The sequence below is a fragment of the Stenotrophomonas sp. TWI1149 genome, from assembly GCF_039673155.1.
Taxonomy (GTDB): domain Bacteria; phylum Pseudomonadota; class Gammaproteobacteria; order Xanthomonadales; family Xanthomonadaceae; genus Stenotrophomonas; species Stenotrophomonas maltophilia_AA.
Genome location: NZ_JBDJLB010000003.1, coordinates 332,684 through 354,611, shown reverse-complemented (window position 1 = coordinate 354,611; position 21,928 = coordinate 332,684). Strand labels below are relative to the sequence as shown.

14 protein-coding genes and 1 pseudogene are annotated in these 21,928 nt (G+C 66.1%); 3 read left to right on the top strand and 12 right to left on the bottom strand.

Translation table 11 applies throughout. From position 1 onward, the window contains the following. Positions 1-328: 328 nt before the first annotated feature. From ABE424_RS05540 to ABE424_RS05530, 3 genes are read right to left on the bottom strand one after another with little or no spacing between them, the layout of a single operon-like run. Complete coding sequence (locus ABE424_RS05540) at positions 329-3,502, bottom strand: multidrug efflux RND transporter permease subunit (protein WP_346479837.1); 3,174 nt, start codon at positions 3,500-3,502, stop codon at positions 329-331. Positions 3,503-3,517: 15 nt separating this feature from the next. Beyond that, entirely contained in the window at positions 3,518-4,795 is a 1,278-nt protein-coding gene (locus ABE424_RS05535; RefSeq protein WP_346479836.1) for an efflux RND transporter periplasmic adaptor subunit, read from the bottom strand. Further along, the gene (locus ABE424_RS05530; protein ID WP_346492678.1) at positions 4,795-5,454 is read right to left on the bottom strand and encodes a TetR/AcrR family transcriptional regulator; all 660 of its coding nucleotides are present in this window, start codon (positions 5,452-5,454) and stop codon (positions 4,795-4,797) included. Before ABE424_RS05530 ends, ABE424_RS05535 begins: the two co-directional genes overlap by 1 nt. 347 nt (positions 5,455-5,801) lie before the next feature. On the opposite strand from ABE424_RS05530, the pseudogene ABE424_RS05525 reads away from it, so the two are divergent. From ABE424_RS05525 to ABE424_RS05515, 3 genes and pseudogenes are all read left to right on the top strand, one after another. Next, positions 5,802-10,694: pseudogene (locus ABE424_RS05525) on the top strand (NAD-glutamate dehydrogenase domain-containing protein); the annotation flags it as partial. Positions 10,695-11,041: 347 nt separating this feature from the next. Further along, entirely contained in the window at positions 11,042-11,812 is a 771-nt protein-coding gene (locus ABE424_RS05520; protein ID WP_176990886.1) for an NAD kinase, read from the top strand. 79 nt (positions 11,813-11,891) lie between these two features. Further along, positions 11,892-12,839, top strand: a complete 948-nt coding sequence (locus tag ABE424_RS05515; protein ID WP_088434636.1) for a 5'-nucleotidase — start codon at positions 11,892-11,894, stop codon at positions 12,837-12,839. A gap of 73 nt (positions 12,840-12,912) precedes the next feature. Here the strand turns inward: ABE424_RS05515 and ABE424_RS05510 are convergent, their stop codons facing one another. The 9 genes from ABE424_RS05510 to can all read right to left on the bottom strand — a co-directional run bounded on the left by ABE424_RS05510 (position 12,913) and on the right by can (position 21,863). Beyond that, positions 12,913-13,494, bottom strand: coding sequence for a DUF2939 domain-containing protein (locus ABE424_RS05510; protein WP_346492679.1), 582 nt, complete (start codon positions 13,492-13,494; stop codon positions 12,913-12,915). 61 nt (positions 13,495-13,555) lie between these two features. Continuing rightward, complete coding sequence (locus ABE424_RS05505; RefSeq protein ID WP_346492680.1) at positions 13,556-14,242, bottom strand: DUF2461 domain-containing protein; 687 nt, start codon at positions 14,240-14,242, stop codon at positions 13,556-13,558. Further along, the gene (gene sbcB / locus ABE424_RS05500; RefSeq protein ID WP_346492681.1) at positions 14,239-15,678 is read right to left on the bottom strand and encodes an exodeoxyribonuclease I; all 1,440 of its coding nucleotides are present in this window, start codon (positions 15,676-15,678) and stop codon (positions 14,239-14,241) included. The genes ABE424_RS05505 and sbcB overlap by 4 nt, the downstream gene beginning before the upstream one ends. Further along, complete coding sequence (locus ABE424_RS05495; RefSeq protein WP_346492682.1) at positions 15,678-17,045, bottom strand: NAD(P)/FAD-dependent oxidoreductase; 1,368 nt, start codon at positions 17,043-17,045, stop codon at positions 15,678-15,680. The genes sbcB and ABE424_RS05495 overlap by 1 nt, the downstream gene beginning before the upstream one ends. 34 nt (positions 17,046-17,079) lie before the next feature. Further along, positions 17,080-18,357: a kynureninase gene (gene kynU, locus ABE424_RS05490; protein ID WP_346492683.1), complete on the bottom strand. Its 1,278-nt coding sequence runs from the start codon at positions 18,355-18,357 to the stop codon at positions 17,080-17,082. A 397-nt stretch (positions 18,358-18,754) separates the two neighbouring features. Then, positions 18,755-19,669: an IS110 family transposase gene (locus ABE424_RS05485; protein ID WP_346501846.1), complete on the bottom strand. Its 915-nt coding sequence runs from the start codon at positions 19,667-19,669 to the stop codon at positions 18,755-18,757. 457 nt (positions 19,670-20,126) lie between these two features. Next, the gene (locus ABE424_RS05480) at positions 20,127-20,393 is read right to left on the bottom strand and encodes a hypothetical protein (protein ID WP_346491946.1); all 267 of its coding nucleotides are present in this window, start codon (positions 20,391-20,393) and stop codon (positions 20,127-20,129) included. A gap of 254 nt (positions 20,394-20,647) precedes the next feature. After that, positions 20,648-21,175, bottom strand: coding sequence for a 3-hydroxyanthranilate 3,4-dioxygenase (locus ABE424_RS05475; protein ID WP_179458566.1), 528 nt, complete (start codon positions 21,173-21,175; stop codon positions 20,648-20,650). Between the two features lie 25 nt (positions 21,176-21,200). Then, positions 21,201-21,863: a carbonate dehydratase gene (gene can, locus ABE424_RS05470; RefSeq protein WP_346490389.1), complete on the bottom strand. Its 663-nt coding sequence runs from the start codon at positions 21,861-21,863 to the stop codon at positions 21,201-21,203. Positions 21,864-21,928: the final 65 nt, after the last annotated feature.

Genomic DNA, 21,928 nt, shown 5'->3' with positions numbered 1-21,928 from the left:
GGGTTGTCTCTTTTTGGTGGGGCGGGCGGGGGGCGCGCCCCCTGGCGCCCCTCCCGGGGGGGCCTGGGGGGGGCCCGGCCCGGCGCCGGGCACTACCTGCTTCCCAGGCGCGCGTGCATCGCCTGAGCCACACATGGTGTGGCTCTACCCCTCTTGCGCCGCACACAAAAAAGCCCCGGCTCGCGCCGGGGCTTTTGCATTTCAGTGTGACCACCAACGGTGGTCACCTACCGATCAGCGTAACCACCCATGGGGTCACCTACCGATCAGCGTGACCACCCACGGTGGTCACCTGGCAGGGTGGGGCAGCCGTGGCTGCCCCGGTGCATCAACGATCCGGACGGTGGGCCGTGTTGGCTTCGCCCTGGCGCTCCAGGAACTCCTTGGACGGTTCGTCCAGCTTGTCACCCAGCATGCGGCGGACCACCACGAAGAACACCGGGATCATCAGCAGACCCAGGAAGGTGGCGAACACCATGCCGCCGATCACGCCGGTACCGATCGCGTGACGCGCGTTGGCGCCGGCACCGGTGGAGATGGCCATCGGCACCACGCCCATGATGAAGGCGAACGAGGTCATCAGGATCGGACGGAAGCGCAGGCGCGAGGCTTCGATGGTTGCTTCGCGCAGGTTCTTGCCCGCGGCCCGCTGTTCCACCGCGAACTCCACGATCAGGATCGCGTTCTTCGCGGCCAGGCCGATCACCGTGATCAGGCCGATCTTGAAGTACAGATCGTTCGGCAGGCCACGTGCCAGCGAGAAGGCCAGCGCGCCGAGAACGCCGAGCGGCACCACCAGCAGCACCGCCACCGGGATCGACCAGCTTTCATACAGCGCGGCCAGGCAGAGGAACACCACCACGATGGACAGCACCAGCAGCAGGGTCGCGGCGTTGCCGGCCAGGATTTCCTGGTAGGACATGCCCGACCAGTCGTAGCCGAAGCCTGCCGGCAGGTCGTCGTTGACGATCCGCTCCATCGCCTGCATCGCCTCGCCCGAGCTGCGCCCGGCCGCCTGCGAACCGACGATGTTGACCGCCGAGTAGCCGTTGTAGCGGCTCAGCGACGGCGGTGCGGACACCCATTCGGACTTCACCACGGTGCTCAGCGGAATCATCGCCTGCGTGCCGTCGGGATTGGTCTGCAGCGTGCTCGGCGTGTAGAAGCTGTTCAACGACTCCGCGCCGGTGCGGTACGGGCCATCGGCCTGCAGGGTCACGCGCTTGATGCGGCCTTCATAGAAGAAGTCGTTGACGTACACCGGGGCCAGCATCAGCTGGATGGTGCTGTACACGTCCGAGACCGACAGGCCCATGGTCTGCGCCTGCACCCGGTCCACGTGCAACTGCAGCTGCGGCGCGTTTTCCAGGCCGTTCGGGCGTACGCCGGTCAGCAGATCGCTTTCCTGCGCGGCCTTGCCGAGCAGGATGTTGCGCGCCTGCGTCAGCTGCTCATAGCCCACGCCGCCACGGTCCTGCAGCCACATGTCGAAGCCGCCGAACTGGCCCAGGCCCTGCACGGTCGGCAGGTTGACCACGAAGATCTGCGCCTCCTTGATGCCGAAGAACGCGCCGTTCATGTTGTTGATGAACTCGGGCACCGTGATGTCGCGGTCCGCCCATGGCTTGAGGCGGATGAAGCCCATGCCCACGTTTTCACCGGAGCCGACGAAGCTGAAACCGGCCACCTGCAGCATGCCTTCGAAGCCATCCTGCTTTTGCAGGATGCCGCGCATCTGGGCGAACGCGTGGTTGGTCTGCGACTTGGTCGAGCCCGGCGGCAGCTGCACGATCGCCAGCGCATAGCCCTGGTCTTCTTCCGGCAGGAAGCTGCCCGGCATGCGCGTGAACAGGAAACCGCACAGCGCGGTCAGCACCACGAACAGGATCATCCAGCGCGGGGCATGCTTCACCGCCGAGGTGATGTGGCCCACGTAGGTGTTGCTGACCTTGTCGTAGTACTTGTTGAAGGTGCGGTAGACGATGTTCGGCTTGTCGTTGTGCGTCGGCTTGAGGAACGTCGCGCACAGCGCCGGGGTGAAGCCCAGTGCCAGGAACGCCGAGAAGGCCATCGCGATGGCGATGGTCAGCGCGAACTGCTTGTAGATCTCACCGGCGGCACCGCCCTGCAGGGCCGACGGAATGAACACCGCGGCCAGCACGACCGTGATCGCGACCACCGCACCGGTGATCTGGGTCATGGCCTTCTGGGTGGCGGCCTTGGGCGGCAGCTTCTCCTCGGTCATGATGCGTTCGACGTTCTCGATGACCACGATGGCGTCATCGACCACGATGCCGATCGCCAGCACCATCGCAAACAGCGTCAGCTGGTTGATGGTGAAGCCGATGATGCTCATGCCCAGGAACGTACCCAGCAGCGCGACCGGGATGACCAGGGTCGGGATCAGGGTGGCGCGGAAGTTCTGCAGGAAGATCAGCATCACCAGGAAGACCAGCGCGACCGCTTCGATCAGGGTCTTGACCACTTCCTCGATCGAGATCTTCACGAAGGTGGTGCTGTCGTACGGCGAGAACCAGCTGACACCGGCCGGGAAGCTCGGCGACAGCTCGTCCATCTTGGCGGTGACCGCGTTGGCCACGTTCAGGGCGTTGGCACCCGGCAGCAGCTGGATCGCGAAGGCGCCGGTCGGCTTGCCGTTGTACTGGGTGTCAAAGCCGTAGTTGTTCGCACCGAAGGCGATCCGGGCGATGTCCTTGAGCAGCACGCGCGAGCCGTCGGTATTGGCGCGCAGGATGATGTTCTCGAACTCTTCCGGCGAGCTGAAGCGGCCTTCGGCCGAGACCGTCGCGGTGAAGTAATGCCCTTCCGGCGAGGGATCCGAGCCCAGCGAACCGGCCGCGAACTGCACGTTCTGGTCCTTGATCGCAGCCAGCACCTGGGTGGCGGACAGGCCGTAACCCTGCATCTTTTCCGGGTTGAGCCAGATGTTCATGGCGTACTCGGAACCGAACTGCTGGGTGCTGCCCACGCCGGGGATGCGCGAGATCTGGTCGAGCACGCGCGAACCGACGATGTCGTTGAGGGCATCGCGGTCGATCGACGCGCTGTCGGACTGCAGGGCCACCACCATCAGGAAGCCGGCGTTGGCCTTGGCCACCACCACACCCTGCTGGGTCACTTCGGTCGGCAGGCGAGGGGTCGCCAGCGAGACCTTGTTCTGCACCTGGACCTGGGCGATATCGGCATCGGTGCCGGTCTCGAAGGTCAGGGTGATGGTGACGCGGCCGTTGGAGGCCGAGGAGGAGCTGAAGTACAGAAGGTGATCGATACCGGTCAGCTGCTGCTCGATCACCTGGGTGACCGACTTTTCGGCGGTGTCGGCGCTGGCGCCGGGGTAGGTGGCGCTCACCGTCACCTGTGGAGGTGCGATGCTCGGGTAGGACTCCACGCCCAGACCCAGGATCGAGATCACGCCTGCAAGCGAGATCAGGATCGCGACCACCCAGGCGAATACCGGGTGTTCAATGAAAAATTTAGGCATGACGGAGGATTCCCGTTATTGCTTGTTCGGTTCGGCAGCCGGAGCGGCGTCGGACGTGTCTGCGGCGGCGTCGGCCGGCGCGGCAGCGGCATCGGGCTTGGCGGCAGCCGCCGGAGCGGCCCCTGCCGGAGCAGCACCCGCCGGCGCCTGGCCATTGCCGTTGCCGGCGGCCGGGTTCCACGGGGCGGCCTTGGCCGGCTCGCCTTCCTTGACCTTCTGCACGCCGGCCACGATGACCTGGTCGCCGGCATCCAGCCCGCCACTGACCAGCCAGTTGCTGCCCTGCTGGCCTTCACTCTTCACGTTCTTGCGGATGACCTTGCCGTCCTTGCCCACGACCAGCACATAGCCGCCGGTGGTGTCGCGCTGCAGCGCCTGCAGCGGCACCAGGTAGGCGTTGTTGCGCTCACCCAGGGTCGCCTGGAAGCTGACGAAGGCGCCCGGCAGCAGGATCTGCTGCGGGTTCGGCAGCACCGCGCGCAGCGAGACCGCGCCGGTGGCCGGATCGACCGTGGTCGAGGAGAAGTCCAGCGTGCCCGGCTGGTCGTAGACCGTGCCGTCGGCCAGCTTCACCTGCACGGTGGACTTGCCGTCCCCGCTCAGGGCCAGTGCGCCCTTGGCCTGGGCCGCGCGCATCTGGGTCAGCTCATCCACGCTCATCGAGAAGTTCACGTACAGCGGGTCGAGCTGGTCCACGGTGGTCAGCAGGGTCACATCGCCCTGGCCGACCAGCGCGCCTTCGGTGACCTGCTGCTTGCCGGCGCGGCCGCTGATCGGCGAGCGCACTTCGGCATACCCGAGGTTGATCCGCGCGCTGGCCAGCGAGGCCTGGGCCTGCTGCACGGCGGCAGCCGCGGTGCGCTCGGTGGCTTCGGCGGCATCCAGGTCGGACTTGGAGACGTAGGCCTGCGGCGCCAGCGAGCGGGCGCGGTTGGCGGCGGCCTTGGCGTTGGCGGCGGTAGCCTGCGCCGAGGCCAGCTCGGCCTGGGAGGCATTGAGGGCAGCCTGCAGCGGTGCCGGGTCGATCAGGAACAGCACCTGGCCTTCCTTCACGTCCGAGCCTTCCTGATACACGCGCTTGAGCAGCACGCCCGGGACGCGGGCACGCACGTCGGCGCTGCGGAACGGCGACAGGCGGCCGACCAGCTCGCGCTGCAGCGGCAGGGTCTGCGGCTTGGCCTCGATCACGCCCACCTCCGGCGGCGGCGGGGCCTGCTGCTCTTCCTTCTTGCAGGCGGTCAACGCAAAGGCGACTGCGCACGTCAGGGCAAGGGTGCGGAGTGGGGCGATCATCAGGAGAAGCTCCGGTGTTGGTTTGAATGCGAAGCCGTGGCGGCTTCGGGCGCAGCGAAGGCGCGCAGGAAGCTGTCGACGGAGAATTCTGCCCAGCGGCGGCGCACGGCGGCGTCATCGCGGTGGGGGATGTGGAAACGTTGTTTCTCGAAATCCAGTCCGGCGATCATGCTCAATAGCAGTTCAGCCATGAAGTGCGGGTCGTCATGCCTCAACTGGCCCTGTGCGGCCCGTGTTGCCAGCCATTCAGAAACATGAAGCGCCAGTGCCCCGGCGCCGTCCTGGTAAAGGGTACGGGCTTCCTGGGGGAACTGGCTGGATTCGGTTGCGATCAGCCGCCGGGCCTGGACCACGTGCGGTTGATTGAAGTGGTCCAGGTAGTCATTGGCGAACTGCAGCAGGCTGCCACGCAGGTCATCACCGTCGAGTGAGCGCAGCCCGGCGGTGGCGCGGCAGACATGCCGCTGCATCACCCGCTTGAGCAGTTCCTGCTTGCTGCCGTAGCGGCTGTAGAGCGTCTGTTTGGAGCAGCCCGCGTGCTGGGCCACCGCGTCCATGCTCAATTGCATGCCCTGGCTGGCCAGCAGTTCGCGCACGGCATCGAACACGCGGTGATCGCGCGCGTCCAGGGTGCTGGCGGCGGGGTGTGGGGGAGTCACGCGGTGGACTATACCGTCCAGTTCAGAATTGTAGAAGCCTTGTTTTTCCGCGGCGTTTGATACCCGACGTCACGTTGCAATGGAAGCGGCCGATGCTGCGCCATGGCAAATCCCGATGCCCATGTCCGTACCCGGCCGGATTGACACCACCGATGTAAACGCCACCCAACCCGAATGATCTTATTCCGTCCTGCAGCAAGGTATTTCTGTGCGGTAGGCCTACAATTTCATTTTCCCAACTGAGCATCACGCACCGCTCCGTCATGAAACCGCAAAAACCAGCAGCCAAGACCGTGAAAAACAAATCCAAACCAGCCGATACGCAGACTGTTTCGCCAGTGGGCTTCTCGCTGGAGCCGGTGTACACGGCCTTGCGCAAGCGCTACCCGTCGGCCGGGCAGGCCGAGGCAGTGGCTTTTGCCGCCGACTTCTACAAGCGCATGGAGGCGGACGAGTTCCCGCACCACAGCGCGGAGGAGTGGGCCGCACTGGCAGCGGACACGCTGGAATTCGCGCGTGTGCGCAAGTCCGGCAAGGCCAACGTCCGCGTGTTCAACCCGACGCTGAAGAGCAACGGGTGGGAGTCGCCGCATACGGTGCTGCAGATCGTCAACGACGATATGCCGTTCCTGGTGGACACCGTCACGATGTCGCTGGCCGAGCATGGCGTCGGCGTGCACGTGCTGGGTCACCCGGTGATCCGCTTCGCGCGTGACAAGGCCGGCAAGCTGACCGGTGTGAGCGACGGCACCGCCGAATCGGTGATGCTGCTGGAGATCGACCGCCAGCCGGCCGAGGCCATGGCCGACGTCGAGAAGGCGATCATCAAGGCGCTGGACGAGGTGCGTGCCATCGTCCGCGATTGGGACGCGATGCGTGCCAAGGCGCAGAGCCTGGCCGACGACCTGGGCAGCCGGCAGCTGCCGGTCGATGCCGCGTCGCGCGCCGAAGCACAGGAGTTCCTGCGCTGGGCCGCCGACAACCACTTCACCTTCTTCGGCTACCGCGAATACCGCGTGGAGAAGCAGGGCAAGGAAGACGTACTGGCGCCGCTCAACGACACCGGGCTGGGCCTGATGCGCGGGCAGGACAAGTCCGCTGCACGCCCGGTCAAGACGCTCGCCGCGCAGGGTCTCAATGCCACCACCGGCCTGAAGGACGCGCTGATCCTGACCAAGACCAATGCCCGTTCGCGCGTGCATCGCTCCGGTTACATGGATTACATCGGCGTGCTGGAATTCGACGCCAAGGGCAAGATCATCGGCGAGCAGCGCTTCCTGGGCCTGTTCACCTCCAGCGCCTACAACCGCCGCCCGTGGGAAATCCCGCTGGTGCGCCAGCGCCACGAATACGTGATGAGCAAGTCCGGCCTGGCGCCGAGCAGCCACAGCGGCAAGGCGCTGCGCCACATCCTGGAAACCCTGCCGCGCGAAGAACTGTTCCAGTCCAGCGAGGACGAACTGTTCCGCACCGCCATGGGCGTGCTGGGCCTGCAGGAGCGCGTGCGCAGCCGCCTGTTCCTGCGCCGCGACAAGTACAGCCGTTTCATCTCCGCGCTGGTGTACCTGCCGCGCGAACGTTTCAACACCGATGTGCGCCTGCGCATCGAAGCGATGCTCAAGGACGCCCTGCAGGGCGAGTACGTGGACAGCTCGGTGGTGCTCGGTGAGTCGCCGCTGGCCCAGGTGCACCTGATCGTGCGTCCGAAGGCAGGCCAGACCCTGGAAGTGGACACCAGCGAACTGGAGCAGAAGCTCGCCCAGGTGCTGCGCAACTGGCAGGACGATCTGCGCGAAGCGCTGGTCGCCCGCCACGGTGAAGGCGAAGGCCTGCGCATCGCCGCGCGTATCGGCAAGGCGCTGCCGGCCGGTTACATCGAAGATTCCAGCACCGAGATCGCCGCCAACGACGTCAGCCAGCTGGACGCGCTGACCGGTCCGGACGATCTGCGCCTGAGCCTGCAGGCCGTGCATCGCGAAGAAGGCGATGGCCTGCGCCTGAAGCTGTATCGCCAGCTGGACGACATTCCGTTGTCGGACGCGCTGCCGATGATGGAAAACATGGGCCTGCGCGTGATCTCCGAGCGTCCGTACCGCCTGACGGTCGATAACGCCCCGGTGTACGTGCAGGACTTCGAAGTGGAATCGGTGGCCGGTGCGATCGATGCGCCGAGCGTCGATGCCGCCTTCGGTGAAACCTTCGCCCGCGTGTGGCACGGCGATGCCGAGAACGACGGCTTCAACCGCCTCGTGCTCGCCGCCGGCCTGCACTGGCGCCAGGTCGCGATGCTGCGTGGCTACTGCAAGTACCTGCTGCAGACCGGCGTGCCGTTCTCGCAGGCCTATGTGGAAGGTACCTTCACCCGTTACCCGCTGCTGGCCCGCCTGCTGGTGGAGCTGTTCGAAGCCCGCTTCGATCCGGCCACCGGCCACGAGAGCAAGGACGCGATCGCGGAGGGCCAGGCCCAGCTGCGCGCGCACCTGACCGTGCTCGCCGGCGGCGACGAAGCCACCCTGAAAGTGCTCAAGACCGTGGTCGATGCGCGCAAGGGCGACCGTACCGTGCAGATGGATGCCGCGCGCGATGCGCTGCTGAAGCTGATGGACCGCGTCTCCAGCCTCGATGAGGACCGCATCCTGCGCAGCTTCATGGGCGTGATCGATGCGACCCTGCGCACCAGCTACTACCAGACCGATGCCGAGGGCCGTCCGGGCCACGTCATCAGCTTCAAGTTCGATTCGGCGCTGGTGCCGGACCTGCCCAAGCCGCGCCCGTACCGCGAGATCTTCGTGTATGGCCCGCGCGTGGAAGGTACCCACCTGCGCTTCGGTGCCGTCGCCCGTGGCGGCCTGCGCTGGTCGGACCGTCGCGAAGACTTCCGCACCGAGGTGCTGGGCCTGGTCAAGGCACAGATGGTCAAGAACACCGTGATCGTGCCGGTCGGTGCGAAGGGCGGCTTCTTCGCCAAGATGCCGCCGGTCAACGGCGACCGTGATGCGGTGTTCGCCAACGGCGTGGCCTGCTACAAGTTGTTCATCCAGGGCCTGCTGGACATCACCGACAACATCGTCAACAACAAGATCGTGCCGCCGGTGGACGTGGTCCGCCACGACATGGACGACCCGTACCTGGTGGTGGCGGCCGACAAGGGCACCGCCACGTTCTCCGACATCGCCAACGGCCTGGCCGTGGCGCACGGCTTCTGGATGGGCGACGCGTTCGCCTCCGGTGGCTCGGTCGGTTACGACCACAAGGGCATGGGCATCACCGCACGCGGTGCGTGGGAGTCGGTCAAGCGCCACTTCCGTGCGCTGGGCCGTGACAGCCAGAGCCAGGATTTCACCGCGGTCGGCGTGGGCGACATGTCCGGCGACGTGTTCGGCAACGGCATGCTGCTGTCGCGCCACATCCGCCTGGTCGCTGCGTTCGATCACCGCCACATCTTCCTGGACCCGAACCCGGATGCAGCCACGACCTTCGTCGAGCGCGAGCGTCTGTTCACCGTGCCGCGTTCCAGCTGGGCCGATTACGATGCCAAGCTGATCAGCAAGGGCGGTGGCGTGTACCCGCGTACGCTGAAGTCGATCGAGATCACCCCGCAGGTCCGTGAGGTACTCGGCCTGGACGAGGGCATCAAGTCGATGACCCCGAACGACCTGATGAGCGCGATCCTGAAGTCGCCGGTCGACCTGCTGTGGAACGGCGGCATCGGTACCTACGTCAAGGCGGCCAGCGAGCAGCACAGCGATGTCGGCGATCGTGCCAACAACGCGCTGCGCGTCAATGGCGGCGAGCTGCGCTGCAAGGTGGTGGGCGAGGGCGGCAACCTGGGCATGACCCAGCTGGGCCGCATCGAAGCCGCCCAGGCCGGCGTGCTGCTCAACACCGACTTCATCGACAACTCGGCCGGTGTGGATACCTCCGATCACGAAGTCAACATCAAGATCCTGCTCAACGATGTGGTGCGGGCCAAGAAGTTGACCGTCGAACAGCGCAACAAGCTGCTGGCCTCGATGACCGACGAAGTGGCCGCGCTGGTGCTGATGGACAACTACCGTCAGAACCAGGCGCTGAGCCTGATGGAACGCATGGCGGTCAAGCGCCTGGGGTCCAAGCAGCACTTCATCCGCACGCTGGAACAGCAGGGCCTGCTGGACCGCCAGATCGAGTACCTGCCCTCGGATGCGGAACTGTCCGCACGCAAGGCGCGTGGCCAGGGCCTGACCCGTCCGGAACTCTCGGTGCTGTTGTCCTACTCCAAGCTGGTGGCCTTCCAGCAGCTGCTCGAGTCGGACATTCCGGAAGATCCGTACCTGTCCAAGGAACTGCAGCGCTACTTCCCGACGCCGCTGCAGAAGAAGTACGCCGATGCGATGGAGCGTCACCGCCTGAAGCGCGAGATCATCGCCACGGCCGTGACCAACCAGACCATCAACCGCATGGGCGCCACCTTCCTGATGCGCATGCAGGAAGACACCGGCCGCACCGTGGCCGAGGTCGCCAAGGCGTACACGATCAGCCGTGAAACGCTGGACGCACGCGCGCTGTGGGCACAGATCGACGCCCTCGACGGCACCCTGCCGGAGTCGGTGCAGATCGACGCGCTGGAAGTGATCTGGAAGCTGCAGCGCTCGTTCGTGCGCTGGCTGCTCTCGCGTCCGGGCGCCATGCCGGGCATCACCGAGGCCGTCAACCGCTACCAGGCCGCGTTCAACGACATCCGCGACGCCTCGGGCGTGCTGCCGGATTCGCAGCGCCCGGCCTACGAGGCGAGCGTGCAGGAGTGGAAGGACAAGGGCCTGCCGCCGGCGTTGTCGCAGCAGCTCTCGGAACTGCAGTTCCTGGAGCCGGCGTTCGACATCATCGAACTGGCCCGGACACGCAAGCTCAAGCCGGTGGACGTCTCCAAGGTCCACTTCCGCCTGGGCGACGCCCTGCAGCTGCCGTGGCTGTTCGAGCAGATCGACGCGCTGGAGGTCAACGGCCGCTGGCACGCCGTGGCCCGTGGCGTGCTGCGCGACGAGCTGGCCGCCCACCATCGCAACCTGGCTGCCCAGGTCCTGTCGATGAAGGGCAGCAGCGCCGAAGCCAAGGTCGCCGCCTGGATGGGCCGCGACGACAGCAGCCTGCGCTTCACCCTGGCGATGCTGGCCGAGCTGGCCGAACAGAAGACCCTGGACTACCCGACCGTCTCGGTCGCGGTCCAGCGCCTCGGTCAGCTGGCCTCGCACGGCGCGTAAGCATGGTGCGTGAGCGCATTCGCGCTGACGCCCCACGGTTTGCCCTGCAAACCGTGGGCCCCATGCAAACGATGCCTCCAGACCCCCGCGCCTTTGGCGCGCCCCCCTGACCCAGGGGGGCTCTGCTCCAGAGGGATGGGGGGGGCTGGTAACTGCATTGCATGAGAAACACACGGCTCCGCTTCGGCGGGGCCGTTTTTTCATGTCGGTTCCCGGCATCCGGTAGGTACCGACCGTTGGTCGGTGCGGACGCCGACATGACCGGCGCCCCACGCCACGACCAGCGGTCGTGGCCTACCCGGGACGTGGCGGGTATGCTCTGGCGAACCCGCCCCACCGGATGTTTGATGAGCGCTTCCCCCCGTATCGCCTTCCTGGCCAGTTCCACCGAAGCGGCGCAGCTCGCCCTGGCACAGATGCGGGCCCGCTATGGCGACTACACGCCCGAGCAGGCCGAGGTGCTGTGTCCGCTGGGGGGCGATGGCTTCCTGCTGCAGGCGCTGCATCGCTACGGCGCGCTGGGCAAACCGGTGTTCGGGATGAAGCTGGGCACGGTGGGGTTCCTGATGAACCAGTTCCGTGATGACGACCTGCCGGCGCGCCTGGCTGCGGCCGAACCGGCCAACCTGCGCCCGCTGGAGATGCTGGCGCTGACCGAATCCGGCACGACCACCGGCTCGCTGGCCTACAACGACGTCTCGCTGCTGCGCCAGACCCGCCAGGCCGCGCACATCGGCATCGACCTCAATGGACAGGAGCGCGTGGCCGAGCTGATCGGTGACGGGGTGCTGGTCGCCACCCCGGCCGGCAGCACCGCCTACAACTACTCCGCGCACGGTCCGATCCTGCCGCTGGGCTCGCACACCATCGCGCTGACCCCGTTGGCTCCGTACCGTCCGCGCCGCTGGCGCGGGGCGATCCTCAAGGCCGACACCGAAGTGCGGTTCCGCGTGCTCGACCCCTACAAGCGCCCGGTCAGTGTCACCGCCGATTCGCATGAAACCCGCGATGTGGTGGAAGTGACCATCCGCGAATCGCGCGAGCGCCGCGTCACCATGCTGTTCGACCCGGAGCACAATCTGGAAGACCGGATCCTGAGCGAGCAGTTCATGTTCTGACGGGGCACGGCCGTGGTGGCCATGCTCTGTGGGAGAATGGCTGGCCGGCCGCTGCGGCCGCATTGGATTGCTGATTGCCATGGGCGACAACACCCCCCGCTTGCTGACCGTTGCCGTGACCTCGCGGGCCCTGTTCGATCTGGAAGAGGGCCACGCGCTGTTCGAGGCCGAAGGCGTCGATGCCTACGCCGAGTATCAGCGCAAGCACGAAGACGATGTGCTGCGCCCCGGCGTGGCCTTCCCGGTGGTGCGCAAGCTGCTCGCGCTCAACCAGGGCCAGTCGCCGGAACAGCCGCGGGTGGAAGTTATCCTGCTCTCGCGCAACTCCGCCGATACCGGCCTGCGCATCTTCAATTCGATCCAGCACTACGACCTGGGCATCATCCGCGCGACGTTCACCGCGGGCGAGCCGACCTGGCCGTATGTGAAGCCGTTCGGCACGGATCTGTTCCTGTCGGCCAACCCGGAGTCGGTGCGCCGCGCGCTGCTGCACGGCATTGCCGCCGCAACCATCCTGCCCAAGCCACCGGGCGAGACCATCGCTGCGGCCGAACAGGTCGACCTCGGCCGTCCGCTGGGCCAGCTGCGCATCGCCTTCGATGGTGATGCGGTGATCTTTGGTGACGAGAGCGAGCGCATTTCGCGCGAGCAGGGCGTGGAAGCCTTCGGGCGCCATGAGCGCGAGAACGCCCGCGAGCCGCTCAGCGGTGGCCCGTTCCGCAATTTCCTGTCGGCCCTGCACACCCTGCAGGCCGTGTTCCCCTCGGGCGAGGATGCGCCGATCCGCACCGCACTGGTGACCGCGCGCTCCGCGCCGGCGCACGAGCGCGTGATCCGCACCCTGCGCGAATGGGGCGTGCGTCTGGATGAAGCGCTGTTCCTCGGCGGCCGTCACAAGGGACCGTTCCTGGAAGCCTTCGGCGCGGACATCTTCTTCGACGATTCGCAGCACAACATCGACAGCGCGCTGCAGCACCAGAGCGTGGCGGCCGGACATGTGCCGCATGGTGTAGCCAACGACGGTTGATGCGCCGCCCGGAGGTGCGTGGGCCCATGTACCCACCAACGGTGGCGCCGATGTACCCACCAACGGTGGGCACCTACCGGATCGGCAGGGCCGACGGGGCGGTGGTCTCGGGATTCAATGGCAGCCGGATGTCGACCAGGCGCCAGCGCAGGCCCGAGCGCTGCAGGACGAACACCACCGGCGCGCCCTGCGGGGTGTGGGTGGTAGCGGTAAAGCGCGACAGCGACTCGAAACGATGGGTGGCACCGTTCAGCGGCCGCGCCGGTCGTGGCGCTGCGTAGGCATCGTTGCTGGGGCTGTCCAGGTCGTTGCTGGCGCGCTTCCACAGGGTGTGGCCCTCGAGCAGGGCGCCGATGCCGGTCGGTGTCACCAGTGCATCCACGGCGGTCGCGCTGAGGCGGTCACCGGCCGAGAGCAACAGCGCACCGAACAGGCTGGACTGCAGGTCCGGCCCGGCGCGGCGCACCACGTAGTCGCTCAGCTGCGCGCGCAGGTTGGCGCGCAGCATCGGGAAGTCCACGTAGCGGTCGAGCTTGGCGGTATCACGCTGTTCGATCGCGCGGCTGAGGCCATGCACGGTCACATAGGGGCCGCTGAACACGATGCCCGCCAGCACCACCAGCAGGATGACCGTCAGCCAGAGCAGTTTTTTCATCGGATCTGCCTTGCAGTGTTGGCGCCCAGCTTGCCGCAGCCGGCGTCAGCGCACGTGAAGCTCAGAATTCCAGGTCCAGCGCCGCGCACAGGTAATCCACGAACGGGGCCAGCGTGACCAGATCGGCTGCGATGGTCTGGCGCAGGCGCGGCCCGGTCATCGTGGCGTCGTCCAGCGAGCGCCAGAACACCCAGTTGCGGTGCTTGAGATCGTCGATGAATTCGAAATCCGGTTCGAACCCACGCGGGGCGCGCACCAGTTTTTCGCTTTCCTCGAAATCGAACTTCTTCCGCAGCACTGGTGAATGCGCGGCGGCCTTCCAGCTGCCCGGGTTGTCGACGATGAAATGCCGCACCTTGCGCTGCGTGGCTGGCTCGGGATGCCACAGGCCGGCGCCGACGAAGCTCTCGCCCGGCTGCAGGTGAATGTAGAACGACGGCGCCGGCACCTGCTTGCGCCGTTCATGGAACAGGCGTGCACCCTGCCAGCTCTTGTAGGGCGACTTGTCGTTGGAGAAGCGCGCATCGCGGTAGATGCGGAACAGCGAACCGCCCACGGTGCGCGGATCGGCACGGAAGTGCTCGCTGACCGCGGCCAGGTCCGGCTCCAGATCGGTGATCAGGCGCAGGAACGGCTGGCGGACGTGCTCTTCGTACTTCGGCTTGTGCTCGTTGAACCAGGTCTTGTCGTTGTTGCGGGCCAGGCCACGCAGGAAGGTGAAGGTGGCCGGGCTGAAATACGTGCTCATAGGCTGCTCTGCAGGTGGGTGCCCCAGTCACGCAGCTGCTGGAGCAGGGCGAGCTTGCCGGCATCGTCGGCGTGCTCCGCGGCCAGTGCATCCAGCTGCGCGGTGAACTGCGGCAGGGTCTGTTCGCCCAGCGACGCATCGCCGAGCAGGCGCTGGCGACGATAGTCGTTCCAGCGTGAGCGCTCGGTGGTGTCCAGGGTGTCGAGGTGGTTGCGGGCGCGGTAGCGGAACAACAGCTCGGGCATGCGCGGGTCGCGCAGGCGCTCGGCGAAGCTGGCCAGTTCCGCGGGCGGGCTGGTGCGGATGCGCGACATCAGGGATTTGTCGCCGTCGGCGAGGAAGCCGTCGTACAGCGAGGCGTCCACATCGCTGGGGGCCAGCGTGCGCTCGCCCGAGTACACCTGGCGGACCTTCTCGGCCAGCGCGGGGCCGATCTGGCGCAGACGCGCGGCCTTGGCCTCGATCGCGGCCGGGTCGATGCCCAGGCGGGCATGGTCGGCCGGGCGCAGGTGGTTCCAGGCGACCAGCGCCGGCACCTTGTTGAGGTGCACTTCCTTGAGGGGCACGCGCTGCTCGCCTTCGGCCATGTCGGCGGCACGGGTGTACAGGCGCGCAGCGATGGTTTCCGGGGGCAGCTCAAGCAGCGGCTCGATATCGCCGTCCAGGTCGAGCGCGATGATGCGGTTGTTGATGAAGGGATGGCGCGCCAGTGGCAGCACCGGCGCGGCGCACATGCGCTGGGCCGGGTAGCGCATCGAGATGTGCAGCACCGGCTGCATCGCGTCCACATCCAGCAGGCTGCCGACGAATCGCTTGTCGCGCAGTTTCAGCGCGTAGTCCCACAGGCGTGGCTGGGCCTGCTTGAACAGCTTCGCCAGACCGATCGTCGCGTACACGTCGGACAACGCTTCATGTGCGTCGCCCTGGCGGACGTTGTTGGCCGTGGCCAGATGCTCGAGCTTGAACGAGGTCGCGCCGTCCTCACGCTGCGGCCAGACAATGCCGTCCGGGCGCAGCGCGTGCAGCAGCCGCATCATGTCCAACAGGTCCCAGCGCGAGTTGCCGTTGCGCCACTCGCGCTCGTACGGATCGTAGAAGTTGCGGAACAGCCCGTGGCGGACGAACTCATCGTCGAAGCGCAGGGTGTTGTAGCCCAGCGAGCAGGTGCCCGGCCGCGCCATCAGATCGTTGATGCGCGAGAACGCCTCGGCCTCGGTGACGCCGGCGCTGAGTGCGTGCTGCGGGGTGATGCCGGTGATCAGGGTGGCGATCGGCGAGGGCAGCAGGTCGTCGGCCGGTTTGACGTAGAAGCTGACCGGTTCATCGATGATGTTCAGATCGGCATCGGTGCGGATACCGGCGAACTGTGCGATGCGCGTGCGGCGCGGGTCCTGGCCGAAGGTCTCCAGGTCGTAGAACAGGAAGCTGTCGGCCATCAGTGCGCACCCTCCAGGACGGGCAGTTGGTCATGGACCAGGCGCTCGAGCGCGGCCCAGTCGATATGCGCCAGGCTGTCGTGCCCGGCGGTGGCGTCTTCGAGCATGCGTCGCTGCAGCTCGGTGCGCGCCAGCGCAACGGCATACGGCGTACGCAGGAAGGTGACCATCGTGTAATGCGGCACGAAGCGGGTCGGCCAGCGCGCCTGCAGCGCCTGTTCCAGTTCGCGCTGCAGCAGGAATTGCGGATCGGCCACGCGGTCGCGCATCTCCAGGTAGTTCTCCAGCGCCATCTGCTGGATCGCTTCGGCATTCGGCTTGCGGTCGGCCTCGAATGCGGCGAACGCCTCGCCCAGCGAGTCCTGTTCCAACAGGTGGGCCGCGAGTGCAATGCAGTCTTCGAAGGCGCAGTTCATGCCTTGGCCGTGGAACGGCACCATCGCGTGCGCCGCATCGCCGATCAGGACCGCGCGGCCGTTCATGTGCCAATGCGTGAGGTGCAGCGTGCCGAGCAGGCCCGGCGGGTGCTGCTCCCAATCGCGGCGCAGGTTCGGGATCAGCGCCAGCGCATCGGGGAAGTCACGCGCGAACAGCGCTTCGGCCTCGGCGCCGCTGTTGGTGGTGGCAAAACTCGGGTCGCCTTCGTTGGGCAGGAACAGCGTGACCGTGAACGTGCCTTCGTCGTTCGGCAGCGCGATGCACATGTAGTGCCCGCGCGGCCAGATGTGCAGTGCATTGGCCTCGATCCGGAAACCACCGGCATCGGTTGGCGGGATCTCCAGCTCCTTGTAGGAGTGATCCAGGAAGTCGATGCGCTCATTCAGCGGCTGCTTGCGGTTCATCGACGCGCGCAGTGCCGAGCCGGCACCGTCGGCACCGATCAGGGTATCGAAGCGGATGTCGTGCGGCTGGTCGTCGCGGTCATCAATGAAACGCGCGTAGCCGGCATCGAAATCCACGGTGTGCAGGCGGCGGTGGAAATGCACGGTCGCGCCTGCATCCTCGGCCAGCTGCAGCAGGGTGGTGTTGAGGTCCTTGCGGTGGATCGACCAGATCACTTCGCTGTCATCGCGCCCGTAGCGCTGCAGCTGCGGTTCGCCCTCGCGCGGGTGGATCATGCGCCCGCGCATCATCACGGCCTTGGCCATGACCGCGTCTTCGACACCGGCCTGGCGCAGCGCATGGCGGCCACGCTCGGCCAGGGCCAGATTGATCGAACGGCCGGACTCGTAATCGCTCACGCGCGGGTCGCCGCGGCGCTCATACAAGGTGATCTGCCAGCCCTGGCGGGACAGCAGGATGGCCAGCAGTGAACCGGCCAGACCTGCGCCGATGATGCTCAGCGAGCGGGAGGGGGTAGCGATCAAGGCGATATCCGTGGGGGCGGGGAGGGCGGTCGGGTCAGAGACCGGCCCAGGCTTCCACTTCCTCGACGAAGTGGTGCAGGTCGAGGTAGCGGTTGTACAGCGGTGTCGGCGAGATGCGGATCACGTCGGGCTCGCGCCAGTCACCGAGCACGCCCACGGTCTGCAGGTATTCGAACAGGCTGCGGCCGCGCTCACGGCCACCGGCCACGCGCAGCGAGAGCTGGCAGCCACGGCGCTCGGGTTCGGGCGGGGTCAGCACCTCGAGCACGCCGGACAGGCGGGCACGCACGAGGGCATCGAGCATGCCGGTCAGCCGCAGTGACTTGGTGCGCAGCGCCTCGATGCCGCCGGCTTTGTCGACGATGTCCAGCGCGGCGCGCAGCGGCGCCAGGCCCAGCACCGGCGGATTGCTGAGCTGCCAGCCTTCGGCACCGACGGCGGGCACGAACTGCGGTGCCATCTTGAAGCGGGTGGCTTCCTCATGGCCCCACCAGCCGGCGAAACGCGGCAGCGTGGCATCGCGATGATGGCGTTCGTGCACGAAGCAGCCGGCGACGGCGCCCGGGCCGGCGTTGAGGTATTTGTAATGGCACCACACGGCGAAATCCGGCGCGATGTCGTGCAGCGCGAGCGGCACGTTGCCGACGGAGTGCGCAAGATCGAAACCGATCCGTGCACCCTGCAGGCGGGCCATGCGGGTGATGGCCTCCAGATCGAAGACCTGGCCGCTGCGGTACTGCACGCCGGGCCACAGCACCAGCGCCAGGCGCGGGCCGTGTTCGGTGATGGCGCGTTCGATGGCCTGCAGCGAGATGGTGCCGTTGGGCTCGTCGGGCTGCACTTCGATCAGGTCGGTATCCGGATGGAAGCCGTGGAAGCGGATCTGCGATTCCACCGCGTGCCGATCGGTCGGGAAGGCACCGGCTTCCATGAGGATGGCGGGGCGTTCGGACGTAGGCCGGTAGAAGCTGACCATCATCAGGTGCAGGTTGACGCTGAGGGTGTTCATCGCCACGACTTCGCTGGGCAGGGCGCCGACGACGCGGGCGAGCTGTTCGCTGACCAGGCGGTGGTAGTGCAGCCACTGGGTGTCGCCGGTGAAGTGGCCTTCAACCGCCAGTGCGGCCCATTTGTCCATGACTTCCTGGACGGCACCCCGGGCGCCGCGCGGCTGCAGGCCCAGCGAGTTGCCGACGAAGTAGGTCTGGTCGCGGTGGTTGTGCTGCGGGAAGACGAATTCGTTGCGCAGGGCGCGCAGCGGATCGGCGGCGTCCAGGGCAACGGCATGGGTGCGGCTGAGGATCTCGGACATGGTGCAACCGGCGGTGTCAGTGAACCGACAGTTTATCCGGGTGGTGGGGGTGTGGGCTGAATCTGGCTTGCGGTGCTGATTTGGCGTGGGCTGGTGGCTGGCAGCTGGTGCTCAAGGCGGAAGGCGGAGCCAAAGCCAACGCCAACGCCAACGCCAACGCCAAAGCCAAAGCCAAAGCCAACGCCAACGCCAACGCCAACGCCAAAGCCAAAGCCAAAGCCAAAGCGTACGGAGTGTCGTTCCAGTGTACGGGTCGGTGTGGGTGGGTCCGCTGGACCCGCCGCAAGTACGTCCATGTAGCAACTGTGTTGTTGGAGGGACTTCGGCCCCTCCAGCAGACGGGCGCGGTAGTGCCGGCCGCTGGCCGGCAGCCTTTGGAGATGTGCCCGGGCGTGCTTCAGGCGGGGATTAGACCGCTTTGAGCGTCGCGCACGCGTGCGTTGAGGATCACCAGCATCTTCCGCATTACCGCCACAATCGCCACTTTGCCCTCCTTGCCGCGAGCCCGCAGCGACCGGTAAAAGTCTCGTAATCGAGGTTCGTGCTGCAGCGCCGACATGCTGGCCATGTAAAGCACCTGACGGATCTCGGCTCGACCGCCGTGGATGCTTCGTTTTCCGCGTATCGTCCCGCTGTCGTGGGACATCGGTGCCACGCCAACCAGGCTGGCGATGGCCTTGCCACTGATCTGGCCCAGCTCAGGCAGATAGCTGGCCAGCACCGCCTGTAGCCCCGGTCCCACGCCCTTCATCGACTTCAGAATCGTGAGCTGGGGCTGTTGGGCGACTTGCTCGGCAATCTGCTTTCCCAGGCGTTCGACCAGTGTCTGCAAGCGGGTGATGTTGGTCTGCAAAAGCCGTCGCAATTCACGATCACGCACCATTTCCTGCTGCTGCCGCGCTACGGTCAGGGCCTGCATCATCTGTCGACGTGCCCGCACGAATTCCCGCAGTTTCTGCTGCCAAGGCTCTAGTGGTTGGTAGGCCGGCAATGTCACCAGCGCGGCCATCTGTGCCAATGCATAGGCATCCAAACGATCGGTCTTGGCCACCTGGCCCAACCCCTGAGCTAGTTTTCGCGCCCGAAAGGCATTGGCGCGCACCACCCGATGGCCTGCCTTGTGCAGGAAATCCAGCACGGGCTGCTCATATCCGCCGGTGGCCTCCAGCACGATCTGGATCGCTGGGCGTTTCTTCAGCCAGGCGTCCAATTCAACAAAGCCAGAGGGGCTATTGCTGACCTGCAGGGTCTCTCTGTCCGTCGTGCCGACATCCAGCTGGCGCTTGCTTACATCAATCCCGATCCCGTTCATCGCCCGACTCCGTATAGTCTGGAAGGGTCGAGAGCTCCCCCGCTTGCCCAGTCTTATCGCTTCGAGTGCCAGCTCCAGCAACTGTTCGGGCGGATCAAGGGAGATTCCGGCGTGGGCGCCAAGCTACATGGCGATCGCTCAGATCCAGGCTCGTACGGCGGCCCACGCCGGCTCTCGGCACCTAAGCTGCCAGATTCCGAACAGATAAGGCTCGTAGTGCGGCATCCATGCCGCACACGGTCCTGCAGACCCACCCACACCGGCCCGCTGACAGTTGGCTGGGGCGCATGGGAAAGGCGGGACTCTGCGCCTTGGACTGTTCTTTGGTGCAGCTGGAGGGCTGAGGGTAGGCGAGCCAACAGCGGTGGACGATGCATTCACTCGCCGCAGCCTGATATTGCCGGCCGTGATCGAACACAACAGCGTCGCTTGCTCACCCATATGGCCGGTGTTCGCTTCAACTTTCGGAGCGGACCCACACCCCAGACGCAGACGCGATCATTAATGCCTGCGCCGAGGTTGGCGGCGTTGGGACCAGCGCAGTTTGATTTGCCTCTGTGGTTGCACTGTGACTGGGGCGCAGAAGCAGCTGAAGCAGCAGAAGCAGCAGAAGCAGCAGAAGCAGCAGAAGCAGCAGAAGCAGCAGAAGCAGCAGCAGAAGCAGCAGAAGCAGCAGCAGAAGCAGCAGAAGCAGCAGCAGAAGCAGCAGAAGCAGCAGAAGCACGAGCAGCAGGAGCCTGTAGTTGACTCTGCTCCTTACGTGCACACCGACGCAGTGTGGATGGGTCGGTGGGGGTGGGTTTCCGGGACCGTGTGCGGCATGGATGCCGCACTACGAGCCTACATGGATGTACTTGCGGCGGGTCCCGGAAACCCACCCCCGCCGGCCCACTTCCAGGCAATTCACCTACTGCTCTGCTTTTAAAGGTCTCAAGCGCTCAAGCCTTCTGGCCTCCATGCTCTCAAGCTGGAGAGCCATCACCCCTCAACAGTCACCTTCGCAGGCAACGGATCCACATGCCCGCAGGCGTTGCACGTGCGCAGCTCCAGCGAGGAGTGATAGCGATCGAACACCTTCGGCAGATCCGTCTCGATGTTCTCCAGCGCGAAAAATTCCTCGTACAACTTGTGATTGCACCGCTCGCAGAACCACATCAACCCATCGCGCTCATGCGCCAGCCGCTTGCGCTCCACCACCAGGCCCACACCGCCCGGCGGACGGCGCGGCGAATGCGGCACGCCACCCGGCAACAGGAAAATCTCGCCCGCGCGGATCGGGATGTCGCGTACCGCGCCATCCTCCTGCACCTTCAGCGTCATCTCCCCTTCCAGCTGATAGAACCACTCCGGGCCCTCGTCGTAATGGAAGTCCGTCCGGCTGTTCGGGCCGCCGACCACCATCACGATGAAATCGCCGTTCTCGATCATCTTGTTGCCCACCGGCGGCTTCAACAGATGCCGGTGTTCCTCGATCCAGCCGAGCAGATTGATGGGGGAGGCAAGCATGGTCGCTGTCCGCAGAAAGGAAGGATCAGTCGCGCCGACCGTGGCGCGGAACGTAGGACAGAGCCTTCTCGTAGGCCGGCTGCAGGTCTTCCGGCGCGCCCACGTCGATGCCCATCTCGCGCACCCGGCCGTCTTTCAGGCTGTATACCCAGCCGTGCACCATCAGCTTCTGACCGCGTGCCCATGCGTCCTGCACGATCGTCGAACGGCAGGCGTTGACCACCTGCTCGATGACGTTCAACTCGCACAGGCGGGCATGCTTCAGCTCCGGCTCCTCGATCGCGTCCATGATCGCCGCATGCTTCTGCGCCACATCGCCGACGTGGCGCAGCCAGTTGTCGGCCAGGCCGACGCGCGTGTTGTTCAAGCTGGCGTGCACACCGCCGCAGCCGTAGTGGCCCACGATCAGGATGTGCTTCACCTTCAGCTGGTCCACCGCGTACTGGATCACGCTCAGGCAGTTCAGGTCGGTGTGCACGACCACGTTGGCCACGTTGCGGTGCACGAACACCTCACCCGGTGCCATGCCGATGATCTGGTTGGCCGGCACGCGCGAATCGGAGCAGCCGATCCACAGGTATTCCGGGTGCTGCTGCTTGGCCAGCTGGTGGAAGAACTCCGGGTCTTCTTTCTCGATCCGGTCCGCCCATTCGCGGTTGTTCTGCAGCAGCTTGTGGATGTCTTTCATCGTGCGGGGGTCCCTGACGTCGGGTGGGGGCAAGGCGTGGCCATCATGGCCGCGTCGTCGCAGGA

What these genes read in the sequence shown, in the direction of transcription:
- ABE424_RS05540 (WP_346479837.1), bottom strand. Translation starts at nt 3,502, where the DNA reads ATGCCTAAATTTTTCATTGAACACCCGGTATTCGCCTGGGTGGTCGCG.
- ABE424_RS05535 (WP_346479836.1), bottom strand. Translation starts at nt 4,795, where the DNA reads ATGATCGCCCCACTCCGCACCCTTGCCCTGACGTGCGCAGTCGCCTTT.
- ABE424_RS05520 (WP_176990886.1), top strand. Translation starts at nt 11,042, where the DNA reads ATGAGCGCTTCCCCCCGTATCGCCTTCCTGGCCAGTTCCACCGAAGCG.
- ABE424_RS05515 (WP_088434636.1), top strand. Translation starts at nt 11,892, where the DNA reads ATGGGCGACAACACCCCCCGCTTGCTGACCGTTGCCGTGACCTCGCGG.
- ABE424_RS05510 (WP_346492679.1), bottom strand. Translation starts at nt 13,494, where the DNA reads ATGAAAAAACTGCTCTGGCTGACGGTCATCCTGCTGGTGGTGCTGGCG.
- ABE424_RS05505 (WP_346492680.1), bottom strand. Translation starts at nt 14,242, where the DNA reads ATGAGCACGTATTTCAGCCCGGCCACCTTCACCTTCCTGCGTGGCCTG.
- sbcB (WP_346492681.1), bottom strand. Translation starts at nt 15,678, where the DNA reads ATGGCCGACAGCTTCCTGTTCTACGACCTGGAGACCTTCGGCCAGGAC.
- kynU (WP_346492683.1), bottom strand. Translation starts at nt 18,357, where the DNA reads ATGTCCGAGATCCTCAGCCGCACCCATGCCGTTGCCCTGGACGCCGCC.
- ABE424_RS05485 (WP_346501846.1), bottom strand. Translation starts at nt 19,669, where the DNA reads ATGAACGGGATCGGGATTGATGTAAGCAAGCGCCAGCTGGATGTCGGC.
- ABE424_RS05475 (WP_179458566.1), bottom strand. Translation starts at nt 21,175, where the DNA reads ATGCTTGCCTCCCCCATCAATCTGCTCGGCTGGATCGAGGAACACCGG.
- can (WP_346490389.1), bottom strand. Translation starts at nt 21,863, where the DNA reads ATGAAAGACATCCACAAGCTGCTGCAGAACAACCGCGAATGGGCGGAC.